Origin of the sequence: Xanthomonas sp. (genome assembly GCF_017163755.1) — a bacterium.
In the GTDB taxonomy this organism is placed as follows: domain Bacteria; phylum Pseudomonadota; class Gammaproteobacteria; order Xanthomonadales; family Xanthomonadaceae; genus Xanthomonas_A.
Genome location: NZ_JAFIWC010000017.1, coordinates 51793 through 78606, shown reverse-complemented (window position 1 = coordinate 78606; position 26814 = coordinate 51793). Strand labels below are relative to the sequence as shown.

Sequence of the window (26814 nt, the reverse complement as noted above, 5' to 3'; positions counted from 1 at the left end):
CCTGGGGTGGTGAGCCCATGCTAGGCGCTATTGCGGACGGATCGTGTCCGCAATACGGTGGGGCGATGGCTTCCCCCGCATCCCGCATGCTGCGCCTGATCGCCCTGCTGCAGACCCGCCGGGTCTGGCCGGGCGCCGAGCTGGCCGAGCGTCTGGGCGTGGACCGGCGCAGCCTGCGCCGCGACGTCGAGCGCCTGCGCGGCCTGGGCTATCCGGTGCGGGCCTCGTCGGGGGTCGGTGGCGGCTACCAGCTGGCGGCCGGCGCGCAGATGCTGCCGTTGCTGTTCGAAGAGGAGGAGGCGGTGGCGGTCGCGGTGGCGCTGCGCGCGGCGGCGGCGAGCATGAGCGGCCTGGAGGACACGGCGCTGCGGGTGCTGGCCAAGCTGGATCCGCTGCTGCCGGCGCGGGTGCGGCAGCGTGCCGGCGCGCTGCACGCGGTGACCGTGTCGCTGGGGCACGACGCCGCGGTGCCGGACTCCCGGCTGCTGATCGGCATCGCCGGCGCCTGCCGCGACCGCCGCCTGCTCGGTTTCGCCTATCGCGACCACCAGGGCCGGGCCAGCCGGCGCTGGATCGAGCCGCTGCGCCTGATCAACTACGGACGCCGCTGGTACCTGCTGGGCTGGGACCGCGATCGCGCCGACTGGCGCACGTTCCGGGTCGACCGCATCGACGCGCCGCTGGCGCTCGGCCAGGTGGCTCCGGCGCGGCTGCCGCCGCGCGATCCGGCGCAGATGGTGCGCGAAGCGATCAGTTTCGCGTCGTTCCCGGTGCAGCTGCGGGTACGCCTGCGCGGCGATCCGGCCGAACTGGCCGCGCGCATCCCGCCGTGGTGCGGGGTGCTGGAGGCGGGCGAGGACGGCGATTGCCGGCTGTCGATGGGCGCCGAGTCCCCGGCCTGGCTGGCGGCGGAACTGCTGACGCTGGGGGTCCCGTTCGAGCTGATCGACGGCCAGGCGCTCAGGCCGGCGCTGCTGGCGGCGCTGCGCGCGGCCGCGGCCTGCGTCGGCGACGATACGCAGTGACGCGCGGCGGCTATGCCGGCGGTGTCCTCGGGTGGGTGCCACAAGATGGCTACGGACCGGGCGAGCGGGGGAGGGGTAGGGCGCGAGGATCGGGCAGTGGCGGCCATCGATGGGCCAGGTCCGATGACGGCCGCGGAAGGCCGCAAACGGGTCGCCGGTCCCGGTAGCGGCGGCGCGCACTTGGCAAGCGTCGGCGAAGTTGGGACACTCGCCGCCATGAAGGGGATGGTGGGGCTGCTGGGGATAGTGATCGCCACGTTGTCGGCTGCGCCGGTCAGCGCCGGCACCCTGTACAAGTGCGTCGGCGGCGACGGCATTCCCAGCTACGTCAGCAAGCGCGTGTCCGGGGCCAGCTGCAGCGTGGTCAGCCGCTATGTCCCGGACCGCCGCGCGCCGCGCGCGATGCCGCAGGTGCCGGCGCCAGCGCCCGCCACGGACGCCGCCGCCAGCCGCGGCGTCGCCATCGCCGCGGCCCAGGCGCCGGACCCCGGCGCGCCGGCGACCATCATCAGCGCCCCGCCCGCCACGGCGATCACCGCCGGCGCAGCGCCGAACCGCGTCGCCGCTTCGGTGCCGGCCGCCAGGGCCGCGCCGTCCGGTCCGCGCCGGGTGATCAGCGGCCAGGTCTATTCGTACATGAAGGACGGGGTGCGCCACTACACCAGCGCCCGTCCCACCCAGGTCGCCAGCCTGGGCACGGTGCGCACCATCCACTACAGCTTCATCGAGACCTGCTACGCCTGCGCCGCCAACCCGGGGGTGAACTTCGGCGCGGTGCGCCTGAACACCACCGCGTACCAGAACGAGATCGCCGCGGCGGCGCGCGAGTACGGGGTCGACGAGGCGGTGGTGCGCGCCATCATCCACGCCGAGTCGGCGTACAACCCGCTCGCGCTGAGCCGCGCCGGCGCGCAGGGGCTGATGCAGCTGATGCCGCCCACCGCGCGCCGCTTCGGGGTCAGCGATTCGTTCGACGCCTCGCAGAACATCCGCGGCGGCGTGCAGTACCTGGCCTGGCTGCTGAAGCGCTTCAACGGCAACCTCACGCTGGCCGCCGCCGGCTACAACGCCGGCGAAGGCGCGGTGGACCGGCATGGCGGCGTGCCGCCGTACAGCGAGACCCAGCGCTACGTGCAGCGCGTCGGCGTGCTCGCCGAGCGCTATCGCGGCGTACTGGCGAGCGCGCATTGAGCCGGCGGACAGCGCCGGCGCGACGCCGGCACGCAATGCATTGTCTGTCCGTTAACGGTTCCGCTACACTGCAGTGGATTTTATGCGGCTCGACCCCCACCGAGCCGCTGGCAGCCTCACGCTACCCAATCAATATCGGAGTGCCGGATGGCCAACGATGGGGTCAACGATTCTGTTAATGCAGGACGCCGCCGCTTTCTCACCGCCACCACGGCGGTGGTGGGAGCGATCGGTGCAGGTTTCGTGGCGGTTCCTTTCATCAAGTCATGGAACCCCAGTGCCAAGGCCAAGCTGGCCGGTGCGCCGGTCACGGCGGACATCAGCGCGCTACAGGAAGGGCAACGCCTGATCCTGGAATGGCGCGGCCAGCCTATCTGGATCGTCAAGCGTTCCAAGGCGATCCTCGACGCGTTGCCGACGCTGGACGGCCGCCTGAAGGACCCCAAGTCCGAGGTCGCCGAACAGCAGCCCGCCTACATCAAGGGCGAGGGACGCTCGATCAAGCCGGACATCTCGGTGCTGGTCGGGCTGTGCACGCACCTGGGCTGCTCGCCGGAAATGGTCGCCGAGATCCGCCCCGAGCCCTACGACCCGGAATGGAAGGGCGGCTACTTCTGTCCCTGCCACAAGTCGCGCTTCGACATGGCCGGGCGCGTGTTCCAGGGCGTGCCGGCGCCGATCAACCTGCTGGTGCCGCCACACCATTACGAGGACGACAACACCCTCGTCATCGGTGTCGATCCCGCATCGTCCACCAGCACGGGGGCCGCGTAAGCCATGGCAGACAATATCCTCACCCGTACCGCCAACGGCGTGTTCGACTGGGTCAACGACCGCGCGCCGGGGCTGATGCCGTTCTACCGCAAGCACGTTGGCGAGTACTACGCGCCGAAGAACTTCAACGTCTGGTACTACTTCGGTTCGCTGGCGCTGGTGGTGCTGGTCAACCAGATCGTCACCGGCATCTTCCTGACGATGCACTACAAGACCAGCGCGGCCGAGGCCTTCAATTCGGTCGAGTACATCATGCGCGACGTGGAGTGGGGCTGGCTGATCCGCTACATGCACTCCACCGGCGCCTCGCTGTTCTTCATCGTGGTCTATCTGCACATGTTCCGCGGCCTGCTCTACGGCAGCTACAAGAAGCCGCGCGAGCTGGTGTGGATCCTGGGCATGCTGATCTACCTGGTGCTGATGGCCGAAGCGTTCATGGGCTACGTGCTGCCGTGGGGGCAGATGTCGTTCTGGGGCGCGAAGGTGATCATCTCGCTGTTCGGCGCGATCCCGGTGATCGGCAACGGCCTGACCGAGTGGATCATGGGCGACTACCTGCCGTCCGACGCCACCCTCAACCGGTTCTTCGCGCTGCACGTGATCGCGTTGCCGCTGGTGCTGCTGCTGCTGGTGGTGCTGCATCTGGGCGCGCTGCACGAGGTCGGCTCGAACAACCCGGACGGGGTGGAGATCAAGAAGGGGCCCAAAGGCAACCGCTGGGATCCGAACAAGCCGGCCGACGGCATCCCGTTCCATCCGTACTACACGGTCAAGGACATGGTCGGGGTCGGCTTCCTGCTGCTGATCGGCGCCTTCATCATCTTCTTCGCCCCGGCCTTCGGCGGCCTGTTCCTGGAGCACGACAACTTCACCGAGGCCAACCGGCTGGTGACCCCCGAGCACATCAAGCCGGTGTGGTACTACACGCCGTACTACGCGATGCTGCGGGTGGTGCCGAACAAGCTCGGCGGCGTGCTGGTGATGTTCTCGGCGATCGCGATCCTGTTCCTGGTGCCGTGGCTGGACCGCGCCAAGGTCAAGTCGATCCGCTACCGCGGCTGGATCTCCAAGGTGATGCTGGGCGTGCTGGCGGTGTGCTTCGTCTGGCTCGGCGTGATCGGTTCCGGTCCCGGTACCGAGGCCAGCGAGACCTACATCGGGCGCGTGCTGACTGTGCTGTATTTCGGATTCTTCCTGACCATGCCGATATGGACCACGCTGGACCGGACCAAGCCGGTGCCGGATCGGGTGACCACCCATGACTAAGCCTTTCATTGCGGCCTTGGCCTGCCTCGGGTCCGTTGCAGCGGTGTCGTTCATGAGCTACGTGTTGCCGTGGGGACAGATGGTGTTCTGGGGCGCAAGGGTGGTTGGCTCCCTGTTCGGTGCGACGACGGGTGACCAGCCATGACCAAGCGCCTGATCTCCATGCTTGCCGTTTTCGCATCCGCCCTGCTGTTGTCCGCCTCGGCGCTGGCCGCCGAAGGCGCATCGACCCAGCAGGCGGGCAACGACCTGGGCGACCGCGCCTCGCTGCAACGCGGCGCGCAGTTGTTCATGAACTACTGTTCCGGCTGCCATTCGTTGAAATACCTGCGCTACTCGCGCATGGCCGAGGACCTGGGGCTGAGCGAGGAGGAGGTGATGAACCACCTCAACTTCACCGGCGCCAAGGTCGGCGAGCACATCGAGGCGTCGATGCCGCACGACGCGGCGACCAAGTGGTTCGGCAAGGCGCCGCCGGACCTGAGCCTGATCTCGCGGGTGCGCGGCAGCGACTGGGTCTACACCTACCTCAAGTCGTTCTACCTCGACCAGTCGCGCCCGCTGGGCTGGAACAACCAGCTGTTCGCCAACGCCTCGATGCCAAACCCGCTGTGGGAGCTGCAGGGCCTGCAGCAGCCGGTCTACGGCAAGGCCGAGCAGGCCGGCATGGACAAGCCGGTGGAGCGGTTGCAGCTGGGCACGCCCGGCAAGCAGACCCCGGCCCAGTTCGACCAGACGGTGCGCGACATCACCAACTTCCTCGAGTACGCCGGCGAGCCGGCCGCGCTGAAGCGGCAGAGCCTGGGCGTGTGGGTGATCCTGTTCCTGGCGCTGCTGACCTTCCTGGCCTACCTGCTGAAGCAGGAATACTGGAAGGACGTGCATTGAGTGGCGGCGCAACGGCGTCGGCCGTTGCTGCACCGTTCCTAAAGCGATTCCCTGTTCATCCTATTGGCTTTTGTGAGCAGGGGTTGCACACTCAGGGGCCGTGATGACCGTCAGCAAGGTGTTGGCGGCGTCGATGCGGCCGGCGGATTCCGGTCGTCGGAGAGCCTTGAATGGCGGCGAGTTTGCGCATGCGAAATACCTTGACGTTGTTTTCGTCCACCGATGATGTCCTGTGCCACCGCGTGCGCCTGGTGCTCGCGGCCAAGGGCGTGACCTACGACTTCGTGGCGGTGGATCCGCAAAATCCTCCGGAAGACCTGATCGACCTCAATCCCTACCATTCCGTGCCCACCCTGGTGGAGCGCGAACTGGTGCTGTACGCGGCCTCGGTGGTCAGCGAATACCTGGACGAGCGCTACCCGCATCCGCCGCTGATGCCGGTGGACCCGCTGTCGCGCGCGCGCCTGCGCCTGGCGATGCTGCGCATCGAGCACGACTGGGTGCCGCAGGTGCAGGCGATCCAGCTGGGCAACAAGGCCCAGGCCGAAGCCGGGCGCAAGCGGCTCAAGGAGTTGCTGACCGCGTCGGTGCCGCTGTTCAAGGCCAGCAAGTTCTTCCTCAATCCGGAAATGAGCCTGGCCGACTGCGCGATGGCGCCGATCATCTGGCGCCTGCAGGCCCTGGACATTCCGCTGCCGAAGGACGGCAAGGCGATCGAGGACTACGGCAACCGCATCTTCCGCAACCCCGGTTTCATCCGCAGCCTGACCGACCAGGAAAAGAAGCTGCGCGAGCTGCCGACCTGAAGCGCGCGACGCCTCCCGTTCCCGATGTTCTGCCGACGCGTACGCGCGTCGGCGCGTAGACTTGGCGCATGACCGAAGATATTTCCCGCATGACCAGCCATCGCCCGTACCTGCTGCGGGCGCTGGTGGAGTGGATCAACGACAACGGCATGACCCCGCACATCCTGGTCGATGCCGGGCTGCCGGGCGTGCAGGTGCCGCCCAGCGCGGTCAAGGACGGCCGGGTGGTGCTGAACATCGCCGAACGCGCGGTGGTGCGGCTGCAGATCGACAACGAGGGCGTCGGCTTCACCGCGCGCTTCGGCGGCGTGAGCTATCCGGTGCAGGTGCCGATGGCGGCGGTGCTGGCGGTGTACGCGCGCGAGACCGGGCAGGGCATGGCGCTGCCGGACGACATCCACGGCGCGACCGAGCCGCCGGGCGACGACACGCCGCCGCCGCGCCCTTCCGGCGCGGACGATGCGCCGTCGGGCGGCAAGCGTCCGCATCTGCGGGTGGTGAAGTAAGGCGTTTCCCTTCGCCGCCTGGCCGGCCTAGAACGCTAGCCATTTGCCCATCGGCGCGAGGCCACCTGTCGCGGCGCGCGCCGAGCCATCGATTGCCGGACGCGGACTGCGGACTGTGGTCGACCGACGTGCAGCGACGGAGCTGAGGCTGTGCCGCCGCCGTGGCTGCCGGCATCCGTGCGTCAGCCGTGACTCCTTCGATCCGGCAAGCAGCGGCAAGACCTTCAAGTGCGACAAATGCGTTGGCGCCGAGCGAGGCGGTGCGCGTTCGTGATGTTCCCTGTAGGAGCGCCTTCAGGCGCGACCTGCATCCATGCGCCGACATCAGTCCCTGCCGCAACACATGCCTTCGCGAAGGCGGGACGACGACTCAGTCGCGCGGCGCGCGGCCTTCGTGCAGTGCCGTCACCGTGGCCGCCGACGGCCCGGTGAAGGAGATCAACTGGTCGCCGAGCAGCACCAGTCGGCCGCTGTGGCGGTCGACGCCGTCGTAGGAATAGTCGAAGCGGAAGCTGCGCTCGAAGCCGAGCCAGCCGCTGGGCAGGCGCCGCACGCGCAGCCCGGTGCCATGCACGCTCTGGTCCAGCCACTGCACGTCGGCGGCCTTGCAGGCGTTGCGCCCAAGCACCTCGGCGCGTTCGGCGGCCGCGCGCGAGGCGTTCCAGAACGCGAACAGCGCGGCGCCGGCAATCATCAACAGGATCAGGCTGGGCATGCGGCCACTGTAGCGAGCGTGCGGGGCAGGGGCAATGTTGGGTGGGTGGGACTACTCGGGACTCGGGACTCGGGACTCGGGACTCGAAGAGCCTTGCGTGCTTTGCCGCCGCGTGCTCACCAACTAGGTTTTTGTTCGCTGCTTCAGCCGCGGCGGTACCAGTTCTGTTGCTCCTTTTTTTTCTCAGCTATTCGCAGGTGGCCGATCTTGCGCGACGACTGCCATCTGTGCGACCTGGCGATGGCGGTGCTGACGCAGGCGCGTGCGCGGGAGTTCGACGGAGCGCCGGCGCGTCGCTGGGCAGTGGGTCAGTAGCGCAGCGTGGGGCGGCTTGGGTGGCGCTTGGCTATCCGGTCGCGATAGGCACTAGCGGTAGCGCCCGTCGTGACTGAAGTCGCTCCTACAAGGCATCTTCCGATCGGGATGCTTGCTCGGTCCGCTTCGTCATGTCGCCATGCCATTGCCTATGCCTGGGGTACACCGCGTCGCCAGGCACGCGTGCGTGGTGGTGAGACCATTGGCGCATCGGGATACCTTCGGCGAGCGCGTCGTGTGCGGACAGTCGGGTTGTCCATCCGCCCAGCGCGGTGCGCCGGGGCCACCACCACGCTCACTGCTGCGGCACAGGCTCGGTCTTTGGCGGCTCGGCCGTCTGCGGCGCAGCGCTGGGCGCCGGCGGCGTCGGTGCAGGCGCAGGTGCCGGTGTCGCGGCCGGCGATGCGGCCGGGGTGGTCGGCGTGCCCGGCGCTGGCGGCGTCGTGGGTGCCGTGGGCGTCGACGGATCCGGCGCCGGAGGTGCCGCGCCCGGCGTGGCCGGCGGGTACAGCATCGCCTGCGGTTGCAGCTTTAGCAGCGCGGCCCAGTCCTGGCGGTTGAAGTCGCACAGTTCCTCGCGGCCGGGGGTGCATTCCAGGCCGGCGCCGTCGTCGCTGGTCTGGTCCTGCGCCAGCGGCGCCGGCAATTGCAGGCGCCCGGCGCGGTCGAGCTTCAGCTTGCGCATGGTCACCGCGTTGAGCACGTTGCCGCCGATCAGGTACAGCGTGTGGTCGCCGCCGACGTTGGCCGCGATCACCACGTCGCAGTGCGACTTCCACGGCAGCGCGCCGCCGCGGGTCAGCGCTTGCTGCAGGCCGGCCGGCCCCAGCGCGTCCTTGCGCCCGCGCAGGAAGCACAGCAGGTCGCCGGGCGCCGGCTTTTCCTGGCCGGGGTCGGCGTAGCGGTACGGCGTGCCGTCGGCGCCGGCCTGGTAGGCGGCGCGGATGTAGTCGATGTGCCGCGGCGATCCGCGGAAGCCGGCCACGCCGGCACGCACCATCACGTAGGACACGAACGCTGCCGACCACGGGTTGTCGACGATGAAGGCGCGGCAATCGGACTGCGTGTAGCGCGAACCGTCCGGCGCCTGGCAACTGGACGCGCCATCGCTGCCGCCCATCGCGCCGAGCGTGCCGCTGTCGCGCCAGTAGCTCGCCACGCGCTGCCACGCCTCGATGCCGTGGTCGGCCAGGTAGCTGCGTTCGGCCTCGGTCACGCGCAGGCTGGCGAGCCGGCCCTGCGCATCGATGAACGGACGCCACCACAGCCGGTGTTCGTTGCAGGTGGTGCGCACGATGGCGATCGCGGCCTGGCTCAGGCCGAAACGCGGCGGCACGTCGCACACCTCGGCGGCCGCGGCGCGCCCGGCGGGGAGCAGGGCGGCCACACACAACAACGCGAACCAGGGGCGTGCCATCGGCGAACTCGAATGAATGGGGGGAAGGGGCAGCGTCGCAGAGCGGCGCGGCAGGGGCCGTGAAGTCAGCCCGGCAGCGGCCCGAGCTTGAGCGACAGGTCCACCGCCTGCACATGCTTGGTCAGCGCGCCGATGGAGATGCAGTCCACGCCGTCATCGGCGATCGCGCGCACCGCGTCCAGGCCGACGCCGCCGGAGACTTCCAGCGGAATCCGGCCCGCGGCGATCGCGACCGCCTCGCGGCGCAGTTGCGCGTCGAAGTCGTCGATCAGGATGCGGTCGCAGCCCACCGCCAGCGCTTCGCGCAGCTGCGCCAGGGTCTCGACCTCGACCACCAGCGGCAGCTGCGGCGACTGCGCGCGCGCCGCGTGCACCGCGGCGCTGAGCGAGCCGGCGGCGCGGATGTGGTTCTCCTTCAGCATCACCGTGTCGTACAGGCCGATGCGGTGGTTGCTGCCGCCGCCGCAGCGCACCGCGTACTTCTGCGCCAGGCGCAGGCCGGGCAGGGTCTTGCGGGTGTCGAGGATGCGCGCGCCGGTGCCGGCGACCGCGGCCACGTAGGCGGCGGTGGCGGTGGCGGTGGCCGACAGCGTCTGCAGGAAGTTCAGCGAGCTGCGTTCGGCGCTGACCAGCGCGCGGTTGCGCCCGTGCAGGATCGCCAGCACCGTGCCGGCGGCGACGCGCTCGCCCTCGGCGATGCGCCAGTCGATCCGGACCTGCGGGTCCAGCGCGCGGTGGCAGGCATCGAACCACGGTCGCCCGGCGATCACCGCCTCCTGCTTGCACAGCAGGTAGGCGCTGTCGGCGCGGTCGGGCAGCAGCGCGGCGGTGACGTCGCCGCTGCCCAGGTCCTCGGCCAGCGCGCGCGCCACGTCGGCCTCGACCAGCGCCTGCGGCGGCGCATCGAAGCGCCCGGGCGCCGCGCTCATTTGGCCGGGAAGTCGGCGAGCTGGGCGGTGGCGATCGCCTCTTCGGCCAGCAGCACCGGGATGCCGTCGTCGACGCGGAACACCTGCTTGCGGTCGCGGGTGATCAGCGCCTCGCGCAGCGCCTGCGCCTGCGCGCTGCCGTCGGCGCGCTGCACGCCGCCGGCGGCGATGGCGCGGTTGAGCGCCTCCAGGCCGCGCGCATCGAGCAGGGCCAACGGTTGGCGGGTATCGGGCGAGCACAGCAGGTCTAGCAGTTTGCGGTCCATCCGGTCTTCGTCTTGCGTGGAAGACGGCTAGAATACGTCTTTAAGGCAGGGGACGGCCATGACCGCCAAGCAAACCGCGCCGCTCGTCGGCATCGTGATGGGCTCGCGCTCGGACTGGGAGACCATGCAGCATGCGGCGCAGAAACTCGATGCGCTGGGCGTGCCCTATGAAGTGAAGGTGGTGTCGGCGCACCGCACCCCCGACGTGCTGTTCGCCTATGCCGAGACGGCCGCCGGCCGCGGCCTGCGCGCGATCGTCGCCGGCGCCGGCGGCGCCGCGCACCTGCCGGGCATGCTCGCGGCCAAGACCGCGGTGCCGGTGCTGGGCGTGCCGGTGCAGTCCAAGGCGCTCAACGGCATGGACTCGCTGCTGTCGATCGTGCAGATGCCGGCCGGCATCCCGGTGGCCACGTTCGCGATCGGCAACGCCGGCGCGTCCAACGCGGCGCTGTTCGCCGCGGCGATGCTCGGCGCCGAGCATGCCGACATCGCCGCCGCGTTGCGCCAGTTCCGCCAGCGCCAGACCGACGAGGTGATGGCCCAGGACGACCCGCGCCAATGACCACGGTCGGCATCCTGGGAGGCGGGCAGCTGGCCCGCATGCTGGCCCTGGCCGGCGCGCCGCTGGGCCTGCGCTTCGTGATGCTGGATACGGTCGCCGATGCCTGCGCCGGCCAGGTCGCGCCGCTGCAGGTGGGCGATTACCGCGACGAGGCCGCGCTGGCCGGATTTGCGGCCAAGATCGACGTGGCCACCTTCGATTTCGAGAACGTGCCTGCCGCCAGCGCCGAGTGGCTGGCCGCGCGGGTGCCGGTGTTCCCGAACCCGCGCGCGCTGGCGGTGGCGCAGGATCGCCTGGCCGAAAAGACCCTGTTCCGCGAGCTGGGCATTCCGGTGCCGGACTTCGCCGCGATCGACAGCCGCCAGGGCCTGGACGCGGCGCTGGCGCAGATCGGCACGCCGTGCATCCTCAAGACCCGGCGGCTCGGCTACGACGGCAAGGGCCAGTTCCGGATCAAGTCGCCCGCCGACGCCGACGCCGCCTGGGCGGCGCTGGGCGCGCAGGCGCAGAGCGTGGGACTGATCGTCGAGGCCTTCGTGCCGTTCGAGCGCGAGCTCAGCGTGGTCGCGGTGCGCGGCCGCGATGGCGAGTTCCGCAGCTGGCCGCTGACCGAGAACTGGCATGTGGACGGGGTGCTGTCGGCGAGCCTGGCGCCGGCGGCGGTCGACGCGGCCACTGCCGCGGCGGCGATCGCGCATGCGCGATCGCTGGCCGAGCGGCTCGAGTACGTGGGCGTGTTCGCGCTGGAGCTGTTCTGCCGCGACGGTGCGCTGCTGGCCAACGAGATGGCGCCGCGCGTGCACAACTCCGGGCACTGGACGATCGAAGGCGCGGAGACCTCGCAGTTCGAGAACCACCTGCGCGCGGTGCTGGGGCTGCCGCTGGGCGCCACGCGCATGCTCGGCCATGCCTGCATGCTCAACTGGATCGGGCAGATGCCCGACCCGCTGCCGGTGCTGGCGCAGCCCGGCGGGCACTGGCACGACTACGGCAAGGAACCGCGCGACGGGCGCAAGGTCGGCCACGCCACGCTGCGCGAGGACATGCCAGCGGCCCTGGCGCAGGCGCTGCAGGCGACCGGCGCACAGTTGCGGCGTGATGCGCAGGTCGCGCCGGTGATCGAGGCGCTGCGCGCACAGGGCTGAACCAGCGCAGCGGGTCGCGACCAACCAAGCTTGAGCTAGATATCAGGACGTCGGCAGGCGCCGCAGACGTAGGCGCGCTGCCGGATTGGCGAATCCCGAACCCCCAATCCCGAATCCCGGCCTCAGCCCATGTTCGCCGCCACGAACTCCCAGTTCACCAGCTTCCAGAACGCCTCCAGGTAGCGCGCGCGGTCGCCGCGGTAGTCGATGTAGTAGGCGTGCTCCCACAGGTCGCAGGCCAGCAACGGGGTGTCGTCGCCGGTCAGCGGCGAGCCGGCGTTGCCGGTGCTGACCAGCGCCAGCGCGCCGTCGGGGCGCTGCACCAGCCACACCCAGCCCGAGCCGAACACGGCCAGCGCCATGCGCTCGAAATCGGCCTTGAAGCGGGCGAAGTCGCCGAAGCTCCTGGCCAGCCGCTCGCTGAGCGCGCCGCCCGGCTCGCCGCCGCCGCGGGCGCGCAGGCCGCGCCAGTAGAACGCGTGGTTCCACACCTCGGACGCATGCTGGAACACGCTGCCCTGGGTGCGTCGCACCAGGTCCTCCAGGCTCAGTTCGGCGAACTCGGTACCGGCGATCTGCGCGTTGAGCCGCTCCACCAGCTCGCGCTGGTGCTTGCCGTAGTGGTGGTCCAGCGTCTCGGCGGACAGGTGCGGGGCCAGCGCCGCGCGATCGTAGGGCAGGGGGGCGAGTTCGATGGCCATGGATCCTCTTCGGGCGGTTTGGGCGATGCGCGTCGGCGCAATCGCGCGCAGGGCTTACACTATGCGGCTACGCGAAAGTCTAGCCGACCGGGCATGGTCGTTCTTTCGCCCCAGCAGGAGACAATCCCATGCAGGTGATGGAGCGCATCCAGGCCGAAGTCGAACGCCACCCCATCGTGTTGTTCATGAAGGGTACGCCGCAATACCCGATGTGCGGCTTTTCCAGCCGCGCGCTGCAGGCCCTGCTGGCCGCCGGCGCCGACCGGCTGCATACCGTCAACGTGCTCGACGAGCCGGAGGTCCGCGCCAATCTGCCGCGCTATTCGAACTGGCCGACGTTCCCGCAGCTGTTCATCCATGGCGAGCTGATCGGCGGCAGCGACATCACCCTGGAGCTGTTCGAATCCGGCGAGCTGCAGCGCATCGTCACCGAGGCCTACCAGCCGTGAACCCGGTCGCGGCAGCGGAGCGCGCGCCGCAGCAGGGCGCGCTGGCGCAGCGCGTGGTGCTGGTCAGCGGCGCCGCCGGCGGGCTGGGCAGCGCGGCGGCGCTGGCCTGCGCGCGCGCCGGGGCCACAGTGGTGCTGCTCGGGCGCAAGCCGGCGCGGTTGAACCGGGTCTACGATGCGCTGGCCGAGGCCGGGCAGGAGCCGCTGCTGTATCCGCTGGACCTGCTCGGCGCCACGCCCGAGGACTACGCCACGCTGGCCGAACGCGTGCACGGCGAACTCGGGCGGCTGGACGGCCTGCTGCATTGCGCCGCCGATTTCGCCGGCCTGACCCCGCTGGAACACACCGATCCGGCGCTGTTCGCGCGCGCGATCCACGTCAACCTGACCGCGCCGGGCTGGCTGAGCCAGGCCTGCCTGCCATTGCTGAAGCAGGCGCCGGATGCGGCGATCGTGTTCGCGCTGGACGACCCGGCGCGCGTCGGCGGCGCCTACTGGGGCGGCTACGGCGCGGCGCAGCACGGACTGCGCGGGTTGCTGGCGACGCTGCACGGCGAACTCGCCGCCTCGCCGGTGCGGGTGGCCGGGCTGCAACCGGGCGCGATGCGCACCGCGCTGCGCGCGCGCGCCTATACCCACCAGGAAGACTTCGAGGCGGTGGACCCGGCCGACTACGCCGCCGCCTGCGTCACCCTGCTGTCGCCCGCCGGCGCCGCGCATCGCGGCCGCATCTGGAATCCCTTGGCATGACCATCCTGTCGGCGGCGCTGCTGCTGTTCCTGATCCTCGACCCGCTCGGCAACATCCCGGTGTTCCTGAGCGTGCTCAAGCCGCTGCCGCCCAGGCGCCAGCGCATCGTGCTGGCGCGCGAGCTGCTGATCGCGCTGGGCGTGCTGATGGGCTTCCTGTGGGGCGGCAAGTACGCGCTGGAGGTGATGCACCTGCGCCAGGAATCGGTGGCGATCGCCGGCGGCATCGTGCTGTTCCTGATCGGCATCCGCATGATCTTCCCGCGCCCGGAAGGGCTGATGGGCGAGATCCCGGACGGCGAGCCGTTCATCGTGCCGCTGGCGATCCCGCTGGTGGCCGGTCCGTCGGGCATGGCCGCGGTGATGCTGATGGGCAGCAACGAACCGGCGCGGCTGGGCGAATGGAGCCTGGCGCTGATCCTGGCCTGGGTCGGCACCTCGGCGCTGCTGTTCTCCGGCACGCTGCTGTACAAGCTGCTCGGCATGCGCGTGCTCACTGCGGTGGAGCGGCTGATGGGCATGCTGCTGGTGGCGATCTCGGTACAGATGTTCCTCGACGGGCTCAGCGCCTACCTGAAGCTGCCCGGCGCCGGCTGAGCGCAGCGATGGTGACCTGGGCCACCTCCTCGCGCTGGTGTCCGCGGCCGGCGCCAGCGAGTACCAGGGCCTGCATTCCGCCGCGCCGTACTATTCGGTGCTGCAACCGCGCAGCTATACGCTGACCTTCGGCACCTTGTTCTGATCCAGCGATCGACCCGCCCGCGCGGGTGCCGTTCCTTCCTTCACGGCCGGGCCAGTGCCGGCCGTTTCGTCTCCGGCATTGTCCGGTCAGTTAGCAATCCAGCCGGTTGGACCGGTGCCGCAGCTGCGGGGATGCGCGCAACGCGTCCTTTTGGGGCCGCATCCTTTTGGGGCCGCATCTGCGCCGTTGGCACCGTCCGTCTGACCGGGCACTGGCTATCTGCCTGGTTGATCGGCCGGACCCAGCCAAGCGACTGCAATCGGCCTCGGTGCGACTGATTCGAATCGGCATCGTGTGGTCCGCGAATCCGTAGACACTCACCCTGGCTGGCTCCAAGCCGGGGGACTGTGCGCCGCCAGCGGTCAAGCCGCGGGCGATGGGTCGGCCACCCATCTGGTCTGCCAGCGTTCCACGCGAAGGTTGGCTTGGCACCAATTGCGACGTTTGTTGCATTCATTGAGCCAAACGTGGCTCGCAAACCGGGATGGATATCAATTCATGTCCGTCGGCGCTCGATTGTCACGCTTTGGCAACAAATCGGCCCTAAGGTGTTAAACTCACGTTAACCCTTGCGGGGATCCAGCAAGGGAGCGGAACCCCAATTTTGCCACCGTCCACGCACACCAGGACGGCCAGCTATGCGCCTTTCGCCAATACTCCTCTCGAGGCTATCGCAATGACCCAACCCCGCCGTCTTCGGATGTCCAAGCTCGCCCTTGGCCTCGTAGCAGCGCTCGCCGCCGCCCCCGTGTTCGCCCAGAGCACCTCCGCCGGTGTCGCCGGTCAGGTCGTGGGCGCCGGCGGCCAGCCCGTGCCAAATGCGGAGGTGACGATCACGCACGTCGAATCCGGCACCGTCAGCCGGGCCGTCACCGATGCCAGCGGCCGCTACAACGCGCGCGGCCTGCGCGTCGGCGGTCCGTACACCATCGTCATCACCGGTTCCGGTGCGGGCACCACGACCCGCGAAGGCGTGTACCTGAACCTGGACAAGGTGAACGAAGTCGACGCCACGCTGGGCGGCGACGTCTCCACCCTGGGCACCGTGCAGGCGATCGCCGGCAGCTACGGCTCGGCCGTGTTCAGCGCCAACAAGATGGGCACCGGCACCAACGTGACCCGCGAGGACATCGATTCGCTGCCGTCGATCAACCGCAACCTGCAGGACTACGTGCGCCTGGATCCGCGCGTGTCGCAGACCGACAAGTCGCGCAACGAGATCTCGGTGGGCGGCCAGAACCCGCGCTACAACGCGATCCGCGTCGACGGCATCAGCACCAACGACGCGTTCGGCCTGGAATCCAACAGCCTGCCGACGCCGCGCCAGCCGTTCTCGATGGACGTGATCGACGAGATCTCGATCGACGTCGCCAACTACGACGTGAGCATCAGCGGCGGCACCGGCGGCGTGATCAACGCGGTGACCAAGTCCGGCACCAACGAGTTCCACGGCTCGGTGTACGGCACCTACCGCGACAACGACTGGTCCGGCAAGAACCAGAACGACATCCGTCCCAAGCTGTTCGACAGCGAGAAGACCTACGGCCTGACCGTGGGCGGCCCGATCGTCAAGGACAAGCTGTTCTTCTTCGCCAACTACGAGAAGTACGAAGGCAAGGGCGTGTTCACCGGCGCTTCCGGCTACGGCCCGACCGGCTCTGGCGCCAGCAACATCGTCAACGTCTCGCAGGCGCAGGTCGACGAGATCATCGACATCTCCAGGAACGTCTATGGCTTCGAGCCGGGCACCCTGGCGCTGCCCGCGCTGAACTCCGAATCGGAAGAGAAGGGCTTCAAGCTCGACTGGAACATCAGCGACAAGCACCGCGCCTCGTTCCGCTACGGCAAGTCCGAGCAGAGCACGGCCAACCTCAACGGCTTCTCCTCCTCGGCGCTGTCGCTGAACTCCTACCACTACGTCCGCGACTTCGAACTGGAAACCTACACCGGCCAGCTGTTCAGCGACTGGACCGATACGTTCTCCACCGAAGCCAAGGTTTCCTACCGCGACTATGCGACCGAGCGTACCGCTGCCTCGCAGCTGCCGGCGATCGCCGTGCGCGTGGGCAACTCCACGATCAACCTCGGCACCGAGCAGAGCACCCAGGCCAACGCGCTGCGTACCGAGACCTGGAACGCGTTCTTCGCCGGCAACCTGTTCCTGAACGACCACACAGTGAAGTTCGGCTTCGACTACGAAGACAACGACATCTTCAACCTGTTCGCGCAGCGCGTGTTCGGCTCGTACACGTTCAACTCGATCGCCGACTACCGCGCCAATGTCCCCGCCAACTATCGCTATTCCGAATCGAACTCGGGCAATATCGACGACATCGCCGCGCAGTGGGGCATCCGCAACCTGGGCCTGTTCGTGCAGGACACCTGGGCGGTCAACAGCAACCTGACCCTGACCTTCGGCCTGCGCTACGACGAGCCGATGGTGAAGGACAAGCCGCAGTACAACGCGGCGGCTTCCAACGCGTTCGGCGTGCGCAACGATGCGACCATCGACGGCAACGGCCTGTTCGAGCCGCGGTTCGGCTTCAACTACACCTTCGATGCCGAGCGCCCGACCCAGCTGCGCGGCGGCGTGGGCCTGTTCCAGGGCGCCGCGGCCTCGGTGTGGCTGTCCAATCCGTACTCGAACACCGGACTGGCCTATACCGATTACAACTTCTCCAATACCGCGTTGATCAATTCCAACGGTATCCGTTTCACCCCCGACATCAACAACCAGCCGACGGGCAACGGCACGGTCGGTGGCGCTACGCAGTCCGTCGACTTCGTCGACAAGGATCTCGGCCAGCCGTCGGTGTGGAAAGCCAACCTCGCGTTCGACACCGAGCTGCCGTGGTACGGCATCGTCGCGTCGGTGGAAGGCGTCGTGACGTCGGTCGAAGAAGCGATCTACTACCAGCAGCTGAATCTCGGTAGCGTGACCGCGGTGGGTCAGGATGGCCGCGAAATCTATTGGAATGGGTCGGGCCGCAATCCGGCCAGTTGGAATGTCAATGGATCACAGCCCTCCGGTGTGTCCGTTAACGCGCGCGCCAATCGTATTTCTACCTACAACGACGCCATCATCGCCCGCTCCACCAGCAAGGGTGGCAGCCAGAGCATGACGGTCGGCCTGAGCAAGCCGTTCAACGACAGCGACTGGTCGTGGAGCATGTCCTACACCTACACCAACGCGGACGAAGTCAGCACGCTGACCAGCTCGACGTCGAGCTCGCAGCTGGGCAACACCGCGGTGTTCCAGGCCAACGAAGAGGTCAACACCACGTCGGCGTACGAGATCAAGAACAGCTTCCTGGCGACCCTGCAGTGGAAGCATGCGTTCTTCGGCGACTACAACACCAAGGTCGGCCTGATCTACCAGGGCCGCAGCGGCCGTCCGTACAGCTATACGTTCGACAACGACGCCAACGGCGACGGCCGTTTGAACGACCTGCTGTACATCCCGCGCGCCCCGGGCGACGTGCTGTTCGGTTCGGCGGCCGAAGAGACCGCGTTCTGGAACTACGTGAACGGCAACGAGTACCTGAAGTCGCATCTGGGCCAGGTCGCCCAGCGCAACGATTCGCGCAATCCGTGGGTCAACCAGTTCGATCTGCACATCGAGCAGGAGATTCCCGGTTTCCTCAAGGGCAACAAGGCCTCCATCTGGCTCGACGTGATGAACGTCGGCAACCTGCTGAACAAGAAGTGGGGCCGGGTGGAAGAGGTCGCGTTCCCGGCGATGCGCGGTATCGTCGAGTACGGCGGCATCGACCAGGCCACCGGCAAGTACGTGTACCGCTACAACGGCGCGGACAACCTGACCGTCTACGACGACAAGGGCATTTCGCGCTGGGCGCTGCAGGTGGGCTTCCGCTACCAGTTCTAAGCGCAGCGGCGGTGCATGTATGAAAGCGAACGGCCGGGGCGACCCGGCCGTTTTCTTTTGCAGGGCCGGGCGCTAAAGTCGCCGCTGACGACAACGACAAGAATTCCGATATGACGACGAGCAACACGGCGGCGCGGGCGCTGCCGGTAGTGGACGCGCGGATCTACCCGCGCGGCGGCCTGGACATCCTCTCGCGCGCCGAAGTCGCGCGGCTGCGCGATGCGTCCAGCGGCGGCATGCACGAACTGCTGCGGCGCTGCGCGCTGGCGGTGCTGACCAGCGGCAGTGCCTCGGACGACCCGCGCGCGGCGCGGGACCTGTACCCGGACTTCGATATCCAGGTCACCCAGCAGGACCGCGGCGTACGCATCGACCTGCTCAATGCGCCGGCGATGGCCTTCGTCGACGGCGAGATCATCCGTGGCGTGGCCGAGCTGCTGTTCGCGGTGGTCCGCGACCTGGCCTACATGGCCATCGAGCTGGGGCCCGAATACGCCGCCGACCTGGAATCGTCCGACGGCATCACCAACGCGGTGTTCGGCCTGCTGCGCAACGCGCGCATCCTGCAGCGTTCGGACCCCAACCTGGTGGTGTGCTGGGGCGGTCATTCGATCTCGCGCGACGAATACCTCTACACCAAGCAGGTGGGCTACGAGCTGGGCCTGCGCGGGCTGGATATCTGCACCGGTTGCGGTCCCGGCGCGATGAAGGGGCCGATGAAGGGCGCCACCATCGCCCACGCCAAGCAGCGCCGCACCAACACCCGCTACATCGGCGTCACCGAGCCGGGCATCATCGCGGCCGAATCGCCCAATCCGATCGTCAACCACCTGGTGATCATGCCGGACATCGAGAAGCGCCTTGAGGCGTTCATCCGGCTGAGCCACGGCATCATCGTATTCCCCGGCGGTGTCGGTACCGCCGAGGAGATCCTGTACCTGCTCGGCATCCTGCTGCGACCGGAAAACCAGGCACTGCCGTTCCCATTGATCCTCAGCGGCCCGACCATCGCCGCGCCGTACTTCGAGCAGATCGACCGTTTCATCCGCCTCACGCTGGGCGACGAGGCCGCATCGCGCTACGAGATCGTGGTCGGCGACCCGGTCGCGGTGGCCAAGAAGATGACCCAGGGCATCCGCCGCGTGCGCGAACACCGCATCGCGCAGAAGGACTCGTTCTACTTCAACTGGTCGGTGCACGTGCCGCTGGAGTACCAGCAGCCGTTCGTGCCCACCCACGAGGCGATGGCGGCGCTGCAGCTGCGCCCCGGCCGCCCCGCCGACGCCCTGGCCGCCGACCTGCGCCGCGCCTTCTCCGGCATCGTCGCCGGCAACGTCAAGGAGGACGGCATGCGCCGCATCGATGAGTTCGGCCCGTTCGAGATCCACGGCGACGCGGCGATGATGCAGGCGCTCGACGAGCTGCTGCGGGCGTTCGTCGAGCAGCGGCGGATGAAGATCTCCGGCGAATACCGGCCTTGCTACCGGGTGGTGACCTAGCGGTCCAGGTCCAGGGTAGGGGGGGCGGGGCGTCGGCTATTTGACGCCCGTCCGCCCCGGACGACCGTTCGTCCCCGCGGCGCTTGCGCGGAGCTGGCGCACGGTCCAGGCTTGCGACGTCACGCTGGGGAGCGTCTAGATGTCGTCTCGAAATGCCGGATTCACCTTGGTCGAACTGATGATCACGCTCGCCGTGCTGGCGGTGCTGGTGGCCATCGGGTTTCCCAGTTTCCAGAACACCATGCGCTCCAATCGCGTCGCCACGAGCACCAACGAGATGATCGCATCGGTGTCGTTGGCGCGAAGCGAGGCGGTACGCAATAACCGCGGAAGCAGCATCTGCGGCAGCACCTCTGGCACCGCCTGCGACGGCACCTGGAACGATGGTTGGATGGTATGGGCGGATGCGAACGGGAACGGCACCGTCGATGCCGGCGAGACCGTGCTGAGATACACCCAGGGCAACGACAAGCTGCAGATCACTGGTCCGGCGCAGGTTTTACGCTTCGATTCGCGAGGAAGGCGAGCCAGCACTGCGGCCGACGCCGGGCAGCTGATCCTTCAACCGAAGGACTGCGGTGGCGGTGCGTATCGCAGAACCATCACAATCGGCCTGACCGGGCAAGTGAAGAGGGGTGCTGGTTTGGAGAGTTGCCAATGACACGTCGTTCGTTTGCCGGCATGCTGTCCCGGCAACGGGGGTTCACCCTGATCGAAGTGATGATCGCGATCCTGGTGCTCGCATTCGGCCTGCTGGGCTACGCGCTATTGCAGACGACCAGCGTACGCATGTCGCAGAGCTCCAACTACCGCACCCAGGCGACCAATCTCGCTTCAGAGATTCTCGACCAGATGCGTATCAATCGGCTCAGCGCCGCCGACTATGCAGCACAGGCCACGTTCGCCGCCGGTAGCCGCACCGGTGCTCCATGCGAGCCGAAGGCCAATACCCAGAACGTGGCGGCGATGTCCGAACTTTGGAAATGCCAGGTGGTGCGCGCATTGGGAGACAGCGCGGGCGCCACCGTGGTCTATGCCAACGGCCAGGCGACGGTGCGCCTGCAGTGGGGGGAGCGGGATGTGAGCAGAAGCACGACTTCGATCACCGTGGCGACGCGGCTATGAGCTACCGCAACCTGCGGCGTCCATCGGGCATGTCGTTGATCGAGCTGATGATCGCGATGTTGATCGGCATGGTCCTGATCCTGGGGGTGGTGCAGATCTTCGGCGCGTCACGCTCCGCCTACCAATTGTCCGAGGGAATGGCGCGAACCCAGGAGAACGCGCGCTTCGCGGTGGACTACCTGCAGCGCGACCTGCGCATGGCCGGCCACTTCGGCTGCGTGAACGACCAGGCGCGGCTGCAGACGCCGGGCGCGCTGGCTCCGCATTTTGGGGCGGCGCCTTTGTATCCGCTGAATTTCTCGGTGTCCATCCAAGGCTATGAAGCGACGGGGACCAAGCCGGGCAATGCGGTCACCATCGGTGCGGCGGCCGCCGGCTGGTCGCCGGCCCTGCCTGGCTTGATCGCGAATCTGCAACCATTGCCGGGGAGCGACATCGTCGTGTTGCGTTTCCTGGACAGGGAAGGCGCGCCAGTCAACACCATCAGCAGCACCGGCGGCAGCACCACGTTCACGGTGCCGGCGGCGCGCTGGGCCGCGTTGACGAACGATGGTGTGGCGAACCCCCAGTTGTTCGGGGTCGCCGACTGCAGTTATGCCGATGTGTTCAGCGCGAGCGGCGTGGATTCAGCGGCCGGGCAGGTCACCACTGGCGTGGTGATCGATCACTTCACGCCCCAGCCTTCCGGCCAGACACTCCTGTACCGCGCCGAGTCATTGGTCTACTACGTGGCGTCGAACACCGCCGGACAGCCGGCGCTCTTCCGTGCCCGCTACAACGGTGCAAGTTATGTGGCCGAAGAGCTCGTCGAAGGCGTGGAGAGCATGCAGCTGATCTTCGGGCGCGACCGCACCGCGGATTTGGTCAACAACCCGCCGAGCGGCTATATCGATGTGTACAACCCAGCCGATGCGCTGGCGGCGAACGCGAACGAGTGGCGACGTGTCGGCGCGGTGCAGGTGGGCTTGGTCACGCGTAGTCCCGAGCGCGCTGCTGCCGCTGCGCCCAGCACAGAGGAGAACCAAGTGCGTGCGCTTGGGGTGAGGTTCGCGCCTCCGGCCACATATGACGCGCGCTACCGAGCGTCTTACGAAACCACGGTTGCTTTGCGCAATCGCTTGTATGGCAACTGACGGGAGCCCGCCGATGCCACTAATCAAGTTCCATTCGCCGAATAGACAGTCCGGTGCGGTGCTGTATATCGCTTTGATCATGCTGGTCCTGCTTGCGTTGATCGGCATCGTCGGCCTGCAGGTCACGGGGCTGCAGGAGAAGATGTCGTCCAACTACCAGTCCTCGAATCTGGCGTTCCAGAACGCAGAAGCCTATGCCCGGCAAACGGAGTGCGGCATCGAGGATCTGGTCAACCGCACCAGCACCGCGGATTGCACGGCCCCGACCGACGTCGCGGTGTGCGATACCCCTTTCGACGGCCCGGCGTGGGCTGACAACCTTCAGTTCAGCGGTGGCAAACAACTAAATGTGCGCCTGATTGGGCCGTGCATTTCCGGCAATTCGGAACTGGGCATGGGCGAGCCGGTGAACGAGGATCCCAATCCCATCTACCAGGTAACCGCGTACAACACCGATTACGGCACCAATCCGACGGCCGACGCGGCCATCGATACCATCTTCCGGCCTTGAGGGCTTAGTCCATGGCTTCCCGTCGTCTCAAGCTTGCCGCCGCGTTTTTGGGGTCCATCGGCGCCGGCTATCTGGTGTATTCGTCCGTGTTCGCGGTGCAAGGTGAGGGCACTCTCGCGCAGGCACCGATGAATATCGAAACCAGTATCCCTCCGGCCTTCATCCTGGCGCTGGACGATTCCGGCTCGATGCTTTGGGAGGTTTTGAACAATACGCGAGACGGCGTGTTTTCCTGGAACGGTACCAATCTCAGCTTTTTCAATGGCGCCACGCCGTGGGGTTACGGGAGCGGTAGCGCATACCACTATCAAATTCCCTACAACGGCCGCGACGCCAACGCTGCCATTCCTCCAATCAACGCATTCGGTTTTGCGAGATCGCCAGACGTCAATCCGGCCTACTTCGATCCGCGCGTCGTTTACTCGCCGTGGAAGACGTACGACCGTAAAGACTACATGACCATCGATCCGGCCAATGCGCCTGTGGATCCGCGTCCGGCCGGTTCCACGGGCAAAAGCACCCTGACTTACAATCTCACCGCGGACGTCAGTAACGCCAACAACAATTATAGGTTCCAGGTGTACAACGGCATGGTGCTGCCGAAAGACACGGTTGTATATCGTACCGCTGGCTGCAATGCCTCTCCAGTCCTGCCTGGCTTGGCCAACCAGTGGGTCACGCTTACTCAAGACACCACCATCAAGGCGTCGTGTTCTTTGGGCATCCGGTACTACCCAGCGACGTTCTATTTGAAGAATCCTGCGTCGCTGCCCGCAGGCTATGGCTATACCGCCACACCGGTGGCAGTGACCAATCCGACAGGCGGCATGCCGGGGACTTTGTACAAGTACGAGATCAAGCTCGCCAATTTCGGCAACAATGCCGCCGCCTATAACGACGCCCTGCAGAACTTCGCCAATTGGTTCAGTTTCTACAGAACCCGTCGTGAAGCGGTCATCGGCGCCACCACCAACGCGTTGGTGGATGTCACCAACATGCGCGTAGGTACCTTCTGGATCAACGACCGGAGGGCGGTAACGATGTACGACATGTCCAACACGCAGGTGGGTGGCGACCGCGAGAAGTTGTTCAACTTCTTGTACACGCTTCGCGCAAGCGGCAGTACGCCGACTCGTACCGCGGTGGACTACATGGGCAAGCAGTTCAAGCGCGATCCCCGCACCGACGCCGGCGCGCCGGTCCAGCTTATTTGCCAAAAAAATGCCGGCATGTTGTTCACCGATGGCTACATCAACGAGGGCGGCAACACTGTAGGCAATCTTGATGTCAACATGGGTTCGCCTTTCGCGGATGGATATAGCGGCACGATGGCGGACATCGTGGTGCCTTATTACCTCAATAGTCTGGTGCCTGGTTTCGACCAGAATGCGGTGAAGGTTGCCGACGCATGCAAGGGGGCGTCTCCGGACAAGCGTCTGGATTGCCAAACCAATCTGCACATGAACTTCTATGGCGTGGTGCTGGGGTCTTCGGGCAAGCAATACGGCGTCAAATACATACCCGACGAAGACGACCCTTCGGTGATTACGCCCGACCCTTACACCAATCCGCCCGTCTGGGATCCGCCGGTGGATCTGGCGCCACAGGCCGTGGACGAGATGTGGCATGCAACCATGAACGCGCGCGGCCAGATGATCAATGCCAAGACCCCAGCGCTGGTTACCTCCGCGATGCGTCAGATCCTGACCGCGGTCGGGGCGGGCGCTAGCCCATCGGGAAGCATTGCGGTGGCCGGCGCGCGCGTGGGTGCGGGCTCCGTGACGGTCTCCCCGTTCTACGAATCCAAGAGCAATGGCATGGATTGGTACGGGACGCTGACGGGGCAGAAGGTCTCCACTGATTCTGCAACCCGCGCAGTGAAGTACGAAGTAGTGTGGGAAGCCAGCGCGAAGCTGCCGGCGCCGGCGGCGCGAAATGTATGGTTCGGCCAGTATTCCGGCAGTACCAAGCAGGCGAGCCGTTTCTCGTCCACCAATGTCACACTCGCCGCGCTGTGCAACAACCCCATCGTGGGTATGTCGCGCTGCAGCGAGACGTTGATCACCGATCGGCTGAAGATCGATATCAGTCAGGCGGTGAACTACCTGCTTGGCGATCAGTCGCTGGAAGACCAAACGCTTGAGACGCCGTTGCGACCCCGTACCACCCGCTTGGGGGACATCGTCAACGCTACGCCGCTGGTCATCACCCCATTGAACGACTACGGCTATCGTTCACTGAGCGGTAGTGGTGCCGATCCGTATGGGTACGCTGCCTATCTAGAAACAAAAAAGACGCGCAAGAACCTGGTTTTCGCCGGCGCCAACGACGGCATGTTCCATGTGTTCGATGGAACGCCGACCACCAGTGGCGGCAAGGAGCTCTTCGGGTATATCCCGACCACGGCGCTTGGGCATATGGGGAATCTGCTGTTCTCGTATCGGATTGAAGACAAGGACGACCAAGTCTTCCGGCACCGCTACTATGTTGACGGGCCTATCGCTTCGTCGGACGCATATTATGGTGGGGGATGGAAGACGGTGGCGGTAGCCTCGACAGGTGCCGGCGGCCGCAGCGTCTTTGCGCTGAATGTATCCAATCCTTCTTCCTTCACCTCGGCCGACGTCCTGTGGGAAGTCAACGACCGCAACGCCAACACGGCCATCAGCAAGAACATCGGCTATGTGCTTGGCAAGCCCGTGATCGTGCCAGTCAAGACGACGTCCGGCAGCGTGGCCTGGAAGGCCATCTTCGGCAACGGCTACAACAGCGACAATGGCAATGCGGTGCTGTTCATCGTCGACATCGCTACCGGCGCGGTTACCACGGTCCAGGCGAACGAGACGGCGGCGCCGGTGGGCAAGAACGGCTTGGGCAACATCGTGGTGCTGGACCGCTGGGGCGGTACCGGCAACGCATTGACCACCCAGGTGCGTGATGGCTACGCCGATACGGTGTACGCCGCTGACCAGAAGGGTGCGGTCTGGAAGTTCGACCTGCGCAGCAGTACGCCTGCGACGCAGACTGTGCCCGTGTTCACCACGAACTTGGTCAACGGCAAGCGCCAGCCCATCCTCGGTGGCCTTGCGGCTGCAGCGGGGCAGGGCGGTGGCGTGATGGTGTACTTCGGCACCGGCTCTTTCTCTTTCGAGGGAGATGGGACGGACAAGTCCATCCAGTCGATCTATGGGGTGCTGGATCTGCCGGCCCGGACCGGTACCGTCACTCGCGCAAATCTCTTCGCGCAGACGATCCTGAGCACGAGCAGCACTGCTCGCATCACCAGCACGACGGCGGTTCCGTCGGGCAAGCTTGGTTGGTATCTGGATCTTCCTGCCGGCGAACGTGTGGTGGGGAACCCCAGCATCGAAAGTGGCGTGTTGTTCATTCCCAGCTACTTTCCAAATACCACGGCGGGTTGCGATTCCGCCGGCAGTAATTGGCTATACGGGCTGAATGCCCTGAGTGGCGGTGCCGCGCTTTCGCAGGTGAGAGTGGGTAGTCCGACCGGGGCGTCGCCCGGAACAGGTACTGGTGCTACCAGTCTCAACACCGGAGGCAGTGCGCCGGTGACCGATGTAGCGGTGCTGACCAGTTCGCGAGGGACGCCACTCGCCGCCGGGGCTGGCGAAACAGCGCTGAACGATGCGCTCAGTGGGCAATGCAGCATGGTGATTCAGGCGGCAGGCGCCCAACCGCTGTACATGCCGCGTGCGTGCGGCCGTCAATCCTGGAGACAGATCAAATGATATTTCGAGGTGCCCCTGCATCGGGGCCGCGCGGCTTGGCGCGCGGCTTCACCTTGATCGAGCTGATGATCGTGGTGGCGGTAGTCGCCATCCTGGCTGCCATCGCCTATCCCTCGTACAACGAACAGGTGCGCAAGAGTCGGCGCGCACAGGCCAAGGCCGATCTCGTGGAGTATTCTCAGCTGGCGGAGCGTTTTCACTCCAGCAACAACACCTATGTCGGCCTCAACGGCGTACCTAACGCTTCGCCCAGAGAGGGGGGCACCGCGTTCTACACGATCAACGTGGCACCTACGCAATCGACGTTCGTCATCACGGCGACACCGCAAGGCACGCAAGTCCAAGATAAATGCGGCACCTTGACCGTGAACCAGGCAGGAGTTAAGGGGAATAGCGCCGGTACCCGTTCTGAATGCTGGTGAGTGCAAGGCGCACTGAAGCAGCGGAAAAGTGTCGAGGAGGGCTT

Annotated in this window: 25 protein-coding genes and 1 pseudogene; 21 read left to right on the top strand and 5 right to left on the bottom strand. The window is 66.8% G+C overall.

What is annotated here, in order from left to right:
* Positions 1 to 65: 65 nt before the first annotated feature.
* From JR065_RS12770 to JR065_RS12735, 8 genes and pseudogenes are all read left to right on the top strand, one after another.
* Entirely contained in the window at positions 66 to 1025 is a 960-nt protein-coding gene (locus JR065_RS12770; protein WP_206234602.1) for a helix-turn-helix transcriptional regulator, read from the top strand.
* A 216-nt stretch (positions 1026 to 1241) separates the two neighbouring features.
* Positions 1242 to 2216 (top strand): lytic transglycosylase domain-containing protein, encoded by a 975-nt coding sequence (locus JR065_RS12765; RefSeq protein WP_206234601.1) that lies wholly within the window; start codon positions 1242 to 1244, stop codon positions 2214 to 2216.
* 147 nt (positions 2217 to 2363) lie between these two features.
* Positions 2364 to 2990 (top strand): ubiquinol-cytochrome c reductase iron-sulfur subunit, encoded by a 627-nt coding sequence (gene petA / locus JR065_RS12760; RefSeq protein WP_206234600.1) that lies wholly within the window; start codon positions 2364 to 2366, stop codon positions 2988 to 2990.
* A 3-nt stretch (positions 2991 to 2993) separates the two neighbouring features.
* Positions 2994 to 4256 carry a cytochrome b gene (locus JR065_RS12755; RefSeq protein ID WP_206234599.1) on the top strand — a complete coding sequence of 421 codons (1263 nt, stop codon included), beginning with the start codon at positions 2994 to 2996 and terminating at the stop codon, positions 4254 to 4256.
* 40 nt (positions 4257 to 4296) lie between these two features.
* Positions 4297 to 4380: pseudogene (locus JR065_RS21885) on the top strand (hypothetical protein); the annotation flags it as partial.
* A gap of 38 nt (positions 4381 to 4418) precedes the next feature.
* Positions 4419 to 5144 carry a cytochrome c1 gene (locus JR065_RS12745; RefSeq protein ID WP_429001866.1) on the top strand — a complete coding sequence of 242 codons (726 nt, stop codon included), beginning with the start codon at positions 4419 to 4421 and terminating at the stop codon, positions 5142 to 5144.
* Between the two features lie 170 nt (positions 5145 to 5314).
* Positions 5315 to 5950, top strand: a complete 636-nt coding sequence (locus JR065_RS12740) for a glutathione S-transferase N-terminal domain-containing protein (protein ID WP_206234596.1) — start codon at positions 5315 to 5317, stop codon at positions 5948 to 5950.
* A gap of 68 nt (positions 5951 to 6018) precedes the next feature.
* The gene (locus tag JR065_RS12735; RefSeq protein ID WP_206234595.1) at positions 6019 to 6456 is read left to right on the top strand and encodes a ClpXP protease specificity-enhancing factor; all 438 of its coding nucleotides are present in this window, start codon (positions 6019 to 6021) and stop codon (positions 6454 to 6456) included.
* A 370-nt stretch (positions 6457 to 6826) separates the two neighbouring features.
* On the opposite strand, the gene JR065_RS12730 is transcribed toward JR065_RS12735, so the two are convergent.
* From JR065_RS12730 to JR065_RS12715, 4 genes are all read right to left on the bottom strand, one after another.
* Complete coding sequence (locus tag JR065_RS12730; protein WP_206234594.1) at positions 6827 to 7171, bottom strand: DUF3301 domain-containing protein; 345 nt, start codon at positions 7169 to 7171, stop codon at positions 6827 to 6829.
* Positions 7172 to 7781: 610 nt separating this feature from the next.
* Positions 7782 to 8903 (bottom strand): DUF2272 domain-containing protein, encoded by a 1122-nt coding sequence (locus JR065_RS12725; protein ID WP_206234593.1) that lies wholly within the window; start codon positions 8901 to 8903, stop codon positions 7782 to 7784.
* Positions 8904 to 8968: 65 nt separating this feature from the next.
* A complete protein-coding gene (gene nadC, locus JR065_RS12720; protein WP_206234592.1) occupies positions 8969 to 9832 on the bottom strand; it encodes a carboxylating nicotinate-nucleotide diphosphorylase in 864 nt (287 codons plus the stop codon).
* Positions 9829 to 10098 carry a Trm112 family protein gene (locus tag JR065_RS12715; protein ID WP_206234591.1) on the bottom strand — a complete coding sequence of 90 codons (270 nt, stop codon included), beginning with the start codon at positions 10096 to 10098 and terminating at the stop codon, positions 9829 to 9831. The genes nadC and JR065_RS12715 overlap by 4 nt, the downstream gene beginning before the upstream one ends.
* Before the next feature lie 58 nt (positions 10099 to 10156).
* Here JR065_RS12715 and purE point away from each other — a divergent pair, with 58 nt between their 5' ends.
* Both purE and JR065_RS12705 read left to right on the top strand, forming a co-directional pair.
* On the top strand, positions 10157 to 10660 hold the full coding sequence (purE, locus tag JR065_RS12710; RefSeq protein ID WP_206234590.1) for a 5-(carboxyamino)imidazole ribonucleotide mutase: 504 nt from the start codon (positions 10157 to 10159) through the stop codon (positions 10658 to 10660).
* Positions 10657 to 11805, top strand: coding sequence for a 5-(carboxyamino)imidazole ribonucleotide synthase (locus JR065_RS12705; RefSeq protein WP_206234589.1), 1149 nt, complete (start codon positions 10657 to 10659; stop codon positions 11803 to 11805). The genes purE and JR065_RS12705 overlap by 4 nt, the downstream gene beginning before the upstream one ends.
* 122 nt (positions 11806 to 11927) lie before the next feature.
* Here JR065_RS12705 and JR065_RS12700 read toward each other — a convergent pair whose 3' ends face one another.
* Complete coding sequence (locus tag JR065_RS12700; protein WP_206234588.1) at positions 11928 to 12506, bottom strand: superoxide dismutase; 579 nt, start codon at positions 12504 to 12506, stop codon at positions 11928 to 11930.
* Positions 12507 to 12634: 128 nt separating this feature from the next.
* On the opposite strand from JR065_RS12700, the gene grxD reads away from it, so the two are divergent.
* The 11 genes from grxD (at position 12635) to JR065_RS12645 (ending at position 26770) form a co-directional block, all read left to right on the top strand.
* A complete protein-coding gene (grxD, locus tag JR065_RS12695; RefSeq protein WP_206234587.1) occupies positions 12635 to 12955 on the top strand; it encodes a Grx4 family monothiol glutaredoxin in 321 nt (106 codons plus the stop codon).
* On the top strand, positions 12952 to 13704 hold the full coding sequence (locus JR065_RS12690; protein WP_206234585.1) for an SDR family NAD(P)-dependent oxidoreductase: 753 nt from the start codon (positions 12952 to 12954) through the stop codon (positions 13702 to 13704). The genes grxD and JR065_RS12690 overlap by 4 nt, the downstream gene beginning before the upstream one ends.
* Complete coding sequence (locus JR065_RS12685; RefSeq protein ID WP_206234584.1) at positions 13701 to 14300, top strand: YhgN family NAAT transporter; 600 nt, start codon at positions 13701 to 13703, stop codon at positions 14298 to 14300. The genes JR065_RS12690 and JR065_RS12685 overlap by 4 nt, the downstream gene beginning before the upstream one ends.
* 821 nt (positions 14301 to 15121) lie before the next feature.
* Positions 15122 to 18331, top strand: a complete 3210-nt coding sequence (locus JR065_RS12680) for a TonB-dependent receptor (RefSeq protein WP_206234583.1) — start codon at positions 15122 to 15124, stop codon at positions 18329 to 18331.
* Between the two features lie 110 nt (positions 18332 to 18441).
* Positions 18442 to 19830 (top strand): nucleotide 5'-monophosphate nucleosidase PpnN, encoded by a 1389-nt coding sequence (ppnN, locus tag JR065_RS12675; RefSeq protein WP_206234581.1) that lies wholly within the window; start codon positions 18442 to 18444, stop codon positions 19828 to 19830.
* 139 nt (positions 19831 to 19969) lie between these two features.
* Complete coding sequence (locus tag JR065_RS12670) at positions 19970 to 20491, top strand: GspH/FimT family pseudopilin (RefSeq protein ID WP_206234580.1); 522 nt, start codon at positions 19970 to 19972, stop codon at positions 20489 to 20491.
* On the top strand, positions 20488 to 20955 hold the full coding sequence (pilV, locus tag JR065_RS12665; protein WP_206234579.1) for a type IV pilus modification protein PilV: 468 nt from the start codon (positions 20488 to 20490) through the stop codon (positions 20953 to 20955). Before JR065_RS12670 ends, pilV begins: the two co-directional genes overlap by 4 nt.
* On the top strand, positions 20952 to 22088 hold the full coding sequence (locus JR065_RS12660; protein ID WP_206234578.1) for a PilW family protein: 1137 nt from the start codon (positions 20952 to 20954) through the stop codon (positions 22086 to 22088). The genes pilV and JR065_RS12660 overlap by 4 nt, the downstream gene beginning before the upstream one ends.
* A 13-nt stretch (positions 22089 to 22101) precedes the next feature.
* Positions 22102 to 22599 carry a pilus assembly PilX family protein gene (locus JR065_RS12655; protein ID WP_206234577.1) on the top strand — a complete coding sequence of 166 codons (498 nt, stop codon included), beginning with the start codon at positions 22102 to 22104 and terminating at the stop codon, positions 22597 to 22599.
* 11 nt (positions 22600 to 22610) lie between these two features.
* Complete coding sequence (locus JR065_RS12650) at positions 22611 to 26348, top strand: pilus assembly protein (protein ID WP_206234576.1); 3738 nt, start codon at positions 22611 to 22613, stop codon at positions 26346 to 26348.
* A complete protein-coding gene (locus tag JR065_RS12645; RefSeq protein WP_206234575.1) occupies positions 26345 to 26770 on the top strand; it encodes a type IV pilin protein in 426 nt (141 codons plus the stop codon). Before JR065_RS12650 ends, JR065_RS12645 begins: the two co-directional genes overlap by 4 nt.
* The last annotated feature ends 44 nt before the right edge of the window (positions 26771 to 26814 follow it).